A 5059-nucleotide genomic window follows, 5' to 3' on the forward strand; every position below is an offset into this window, starting at 1 on the left:
AGCGGTGTGTCAGTCAATGAATAGGGTGACTGATCCAGCGCCTTCGCGAGCAAGCCCGCTCCCACATTTGGCTCGTATTCCAATGTTTAAACCGCGTCCACTGTTACCCAGCGTTCTTCACGGGCCGCGACGCGAATCGCGGTGGCCAGCCGTTCCACTGCCCACGCGGCGTCAAAGTCGGTGCCGTCCGCCCCCTGGCCGGTCACGGCCATGATTAACTCCTGGACTTCCAGCGTCTTCAGTTCGTTGTACCCCAATTGATGCCCGGCCGCCGGGCTGAACGCTGCGTAGCCGGGCAGGGCGGGGCCGGCCAGCAGGCGCTGGAAACCGTCCTGGCCGGCACGGCACAGGCGCAGTTCGTTCAAGCGCTCCTGGTCGAAGGCCAAGGTGCCCAGGGTGCCGCTGATCTCGAAACTCAGGTGGTTCTTATAGCCATGCTTGAGCCAGCTGCTGCTCACCGTGCCGCGCGCGCCATTGGCGAAGCGCAGCAGGGCATGCACCTGGTCGTCCACCGCGATGGCTTTGCGCTCATCGCTGCCTTGCACCGCAGGGCGCTGGGCGTGGACGGTCTGGGTGTCGGCGCACACGCTGGCCACATCGCCCACCAGATAGTGCGCCATCGACAGCAAGTGGCTGCCCAGGTCCGCCAGCGCGCCGCCGGCATGCGCCACTTCGCAGCGCCATGACCACGGTGACGCCGGGTCGGCCATGAAGTCTTCGCTGAACTCGCCCTGGAAGCTGATGATTTCGCCGAGATCGCCGTTGGCAATCATCTGCCGAGCCAGGCCGATCATCGGGTTGTGCTGGTAGTTGTAGCCGACCCGCGTCACCACCCCGGCCGCACGGGCGGCGCGACGCATGGCGTCGGCCTGTTCGAGGCTGACGGCCAGCGGTTTTTCGCAGTACACCGCCTTGCCGGCCGCAATTGCGGCCATGGCCATGGGGTAATGCAGGTGGTTGGGGGTGGTGATGGCCACGACATCGACGGCAGGATCATCGATCAGCGCCTGCCAGTCACCGTGGGCCTGGGCAAAGCCCCAGGCCTTGGCGCAGCGCTGGGCGCGCTCGGTATCGGCATCGGCCAGGGCGGCCAGCTTGAGGTGTACCGGCAGGTCAAATACCGCCCGGGCGTTATTGAATGCCAGGGCATGGGCGCGGCCCATGAAGCCTGTGCCGATCAAGCCGATTCCGAGTTCACGCATAGCCGTGGTCCTTTGGTTTATTGTTTTCAGGTGGCTATTAATGGAATAAAAATTCCCATAATTCAAGATATGGAATAAAAATTCATTGATCGGGTGGTTGATCGTTCCCACGCTCTGCGTGGGAATGCAGCCCTGACGCTCCGCGTCACTCCTCACGCCTCGGCAGCGGTAAACGATCAATCAGTGCGACTGATGGCGCCATATTCAGCACCTGGCCAAACGCCGCCAGTTAACAAAAGATAACGTAGCGCCGATTGTCAGACGATTCGAAAGCCCGATAGGATGGCCCCTGCTTCCTTCAGGCGCTCTAGATTGCAGGTTTCAGGCGCCAGGAAGGCAAGACGACCTAACAATAATAAATCGGGAGAAAGGTCTATGAGTGAGCCTGTCATGGGTTGGGTTGTTTGCCGCCCACGCGCCGCACGCAAGGTTGCGTTGCTGGCCGCAGCGCTCTCGCTGTTTGGGGCAGTCGCGTTGCCGACTGTTGTCCAGGCCGCCAGCGATACCACTTTTGCGATTGAATCCCCCAAGGCCGCCAAAGGCCTGATGATCGATGTCGTCCATGCCGGCAAGCGCCTGGTGGCCGTCGGTGATCGCGGGCATATCCTCTATTCCGATGACCAGGGCAGTACCTGGACCCAAGCCAAAGTGCCTACCCGGCAGCTGCTCACGGCGGTGTTTTTCGTCGATGACAAGCACGGCTGGGCAGTCGGCCATGATGCGCAGATCCTCGCCAGTGCAGACGGCGGCGCCACCTGGACCCAGCAATACCAGGACCTCAAGCGCGAAGCGCCACTGCTCGACGTGTGGTTCAAGGATGCCGAGCACGGCCTGGCCGTGGGCGCCTACGGTGCGCTGATCGCGACCGACGACGGCGGCAAGACCTGGGCAGACGTCAGCGACCGCCTCGACAACGAAGACCAGTTCCACCTCAACGCCATTGCGCACATCAAGGACGCCGGCCTGTTTATCGTCGGCGAGCAGGGCAGCATGTTCCGCTCCAGCGACGACGGCCAGACCTGGGAAAAGCTCGAAGGCCCCTACGAGGGCTCGCTGTTTGGCGTGATCAGCACGGCGCAGCCGCAGACCCTGTTGGCCTATGGCCTGCGCGGCAATCTCTACCGCTCCACCGATTTCGGCAGCACCTGGGAGCAGGTTGAACTGCCGGCGGCACGCGGTGCCCTGGAGTTTGGCCTGTCGGGGGCGACCTTGCTCGACGACGGATCGCTGGTGGTGGTCGGCAATGGCGGCAGCGTGGTGGTCAGTCATGACGACGGCCAGACCTTCAGCGTGTTCAATCGCCCGGACCGCATCTCCCTCTCGTCGGTGACGGCAGCAGGCAATGGCAACTTGATTCTGGCCGGGCAGGGTGGCGTGCGTGTTGCCACTGCGACTGGCGCTGAACTGGCAAAACAATAAAAAAGGCGGTGAAAGAATGAGCAGTCATCACAACGATAAAGCGACCTTTCTTGAGCGCCTGATCTTCAACAACCGTCCGGCAGTGATCGTGATCTGCCTGCTGGTGAGTATTTTCCTGTTCTGGCAGGCGACGCTGATTCGCCCGTCCACCAGCTTTGAAAAGATGATCCCCCTCAAGCACCCCTTCATCGAAAAGATGATGGAGCACCGCAACGACCTGGCTAACCTGGGCAATACCGTGCGCATCTCGGTGGAGGCCAAGGACGGTGACATCTTCACCAAGGAGTACATGGAGACCCTGCGGCAGATCAACGACGAGGTGTTCTACATCTCCGGCGTCGACCGCTCGGGCCTCAAGTCGCTGTGGAGCCCCAGCGTACGCTGGACCGAAGTGACCGAAGAAGGTTTTGCCGGCGGTGAAGTGATCCCGCAGAGCTACAACGGCTCGCCGGAAAGCCTCGACCAACTGCGCAACAACGTGCTCAAGTCCGGCCAGGTCGGGCGCCTGGTGGCCAACGATTTCAAGTCGAGCATTGTCGACATTCCACTGCTGGAGTCCTACCCGGACCCGCAGGACCAGGGCAAGCTGCTGGCCCTGGATTACCAGAAGTTTTCCCACGAGCTTGAAGACAAGATCCGCACCAAGTTCCAGGAACAGAACCCCAACGTGCAGATCCACATCGTCGGCTTCGCCAAGAAGGTCGGTGACCTGATCGACGGGTTGATCATGGTGGTGCTGTTCTTCGGCGTGGCCTTTGTCATCACGCTGATCCTGCTGCTGTGGTTCACCAACTGCCTGCGCAGTACCATCGCGGTGCTCAGCACGACCCTGGTGGCGGTGGTCTGGCAGCTGGGGCTGATGCACTTTTTCGGTTTCGGCCTCGATCCGTATTCGATGCTGGTGCCGTTCCTGATTTTCGCCATCGGGATTTCCCATGGCGTGCAGAAGATCAACGGTATCGCCCTGCAGTCCAGTGAGGCCGACAACGCGCTGACGGCCGCACGCCGCACCTTCCGGCAACTGTTCCTGCCGGGCATGATCGCGATTCTCGCCGACGCGGTGGGCTTCATCACGCTGCTGATCATTGACATCGGCGTGATCCGCGAACTGGCCATCGGTGCCTCCATCGGCGTGGCGGTGATCGTGTTCACCAACCTGATCCTGTTGCCGGTGGCGATTTCCTATGTCGGCATCAGCAAACGCGCGATTGCCAAGAGCAAAAAGGACGCCAACCGCGATCACCCGTTCTGGCGCCTGCTGTCGAACTTCGCCAGCGCCAAGGTCGCGCCGGTGTCCATCGTACTGGCGTTGATCGCCTTCGGTGGCGGCTTGTGGTACAGCCAGAACCTGAAGATCGGCGACCTGGACCAGGGCGCCCCGGAACTGCGTCCGGACTCGCGCTACAACAAGGACAACAACTTCATCATCAACAACTACTCCACCAGCTCCGACGTGCTGGTGGTGATGGTCAAGACCAAGGCCGAAGGCTGCTCGCGCTACGAGGCCATGGACCCCATCGACCAGTTGATGTGGAAGATGCAGAACACCGAAGGCGTGCAATCGGCGATCTCGCTGGTGACCGTGTCCAAGCAGATGATCAAGGGCATGAACGAGGGCAACCTGAAATGGGAAACCCTGTCGCGCAACCCCGACGTGCTCAACAACTCCATCGCCCGTGCCGATGGCCTGTACAACAACAATTGCTCGCTCGCCCCGGTGCTGGTGTTCCTCAACGACCACAAGGCCGCGACCCTCGATCGCGCCGTGCATGCGGTGCAGGACTTCGCCAAGGAGAACAACAAGGACGGGCTGGAATTCCTGCTCGCTGCCGGTAACGCCGGGATCGAGGCCGCCACCAACGAGGTGATCAAGGAGGCCGAGCTGACCATCCTGATCCTGGTCTACCTGTGCGTGGCGACCATGTGCATGATCACCTTCCGTTCCTGGGCGGCGACCCTGTGCATCGTGCTGCCGCTGGTGCTGACCTCGGTGCTGGGCAACGCGCTGATGGCGTTCATGGGCATCGGCGTCAAGGTCGCGACCTTGCCGGTGGTAGCGTTGGGCGTGGGGATTGGCGTGGACTACGGCATCTACATCTACAGCCGCCTGGAGAGTTTCCTGCGCGCAGGGTTGCCGTTGCAGGAAGCCTATTACCAGACGCTCAAGTCGACCGGTAAAGCCGTGCTGTTCACCGGCCTCTGCCTGGCGATTGGCGTGTGCACCTGGATCTTCTCGGCGATCAAGTTCCAGGCCGACATGGGCCTGATGCTGACCTTCATGCTGCTGTGGAACATGTTCGGTGCGCTGTGGCTCCTGCCAGCACTGGCGCGCTTCCTGATCAAGCCCGAGAAGCTCGCAGGGCAGAAGGGCAACTCGCTGTTTGCCCATTGAGGCAGGACTTGGGGCTAGTGGGGTTCTTGTGGACAGTGGGATTGGT

General features: G+C 61.5%; 3 protein-coding genes. 2 read left to right on the forward strand and 1 reads right to left on the reverse strand.

Annotated elements, in window-relative coordinates:
* Nucleotides 1-86: 86 nt before the first annotated feature.
* Entirely contained in the window at nt 87-1202 is a 1116-nt protein-coding gene (locus NTD80_RS27205) for a Gfo/Idh/MocA family protein (RefSeq protein ID WP_262135559.1), read from the reverse strand.
* Nucleotides 1203-1592: 390 nt separating this feature from the next.
* Between NTD80_RS27205 and NTD80_RS27210 the strand changes: the two genes are divergently transcribed.
* Together NTD80_RS27210 and NTD80_RS27215 are read left to right on the forward strand one after the other, a co-directional pair.
* The gene (locus tag NTD80_RS27210) at nt 1593-2621 is read left to right on the forward strand and encodes a WD40/YVTN/BNR-like repeat-containing protein (protein ID WP_177343960.1); all 1029 of its coding nucleotides are present in this window, start codon (nt 1593-1595) and stop codon (nt 2619-2621) included.
* 16 nt (nt 2622-2637) lie between these two features.
* Entirely contained in the window at nt 2638-5013 is a 2376-nt protein-coding gene (locus NTD80_RS27215; RefSeq protein WP_065907861.1) for an efflux RND transporter permease subunit, read from the forward strand.
* Nucleotides 5014-5059 lie beyond the last annotated feature (46 nt).

It is taken from the genome of Pseudomonas sp. 13B_2.1_Bac1, assembly GCF_025466155.1.
In the GTDB taxonomy this organism is placed as follows: Bacteria; Pseudomonadota; Gammaproteobacteria; order Pseudomonadales; family Pseudomonadaceae; genus Aquipseudomonas; species Aquipseudomonas aylmerensis.

Coding starts and splice junctions, on each gene's coding strand:
- NTD80_RS27205 (WP_262135559.1), bottom strand. CDS start 1,202: ATGCGTGAACTCGGAATCGGCTTGATCGGCACAGGCTTCATGGGCCGC.
- NTD80_RS27210 (WP_177343960.1), top strand. CDS start 1,593: ATGGGTTGGGTTGTTTGCCGCCCACGCGCCGCACGCAAGGTTGCGTTG.
- NTD80_RS27215 (WP_065907861.1), top strand. CDS start 2,638: ATGAGCAGTCATCACAACGATAAAGCGACCTTTCTTGAGCGCCTGATC.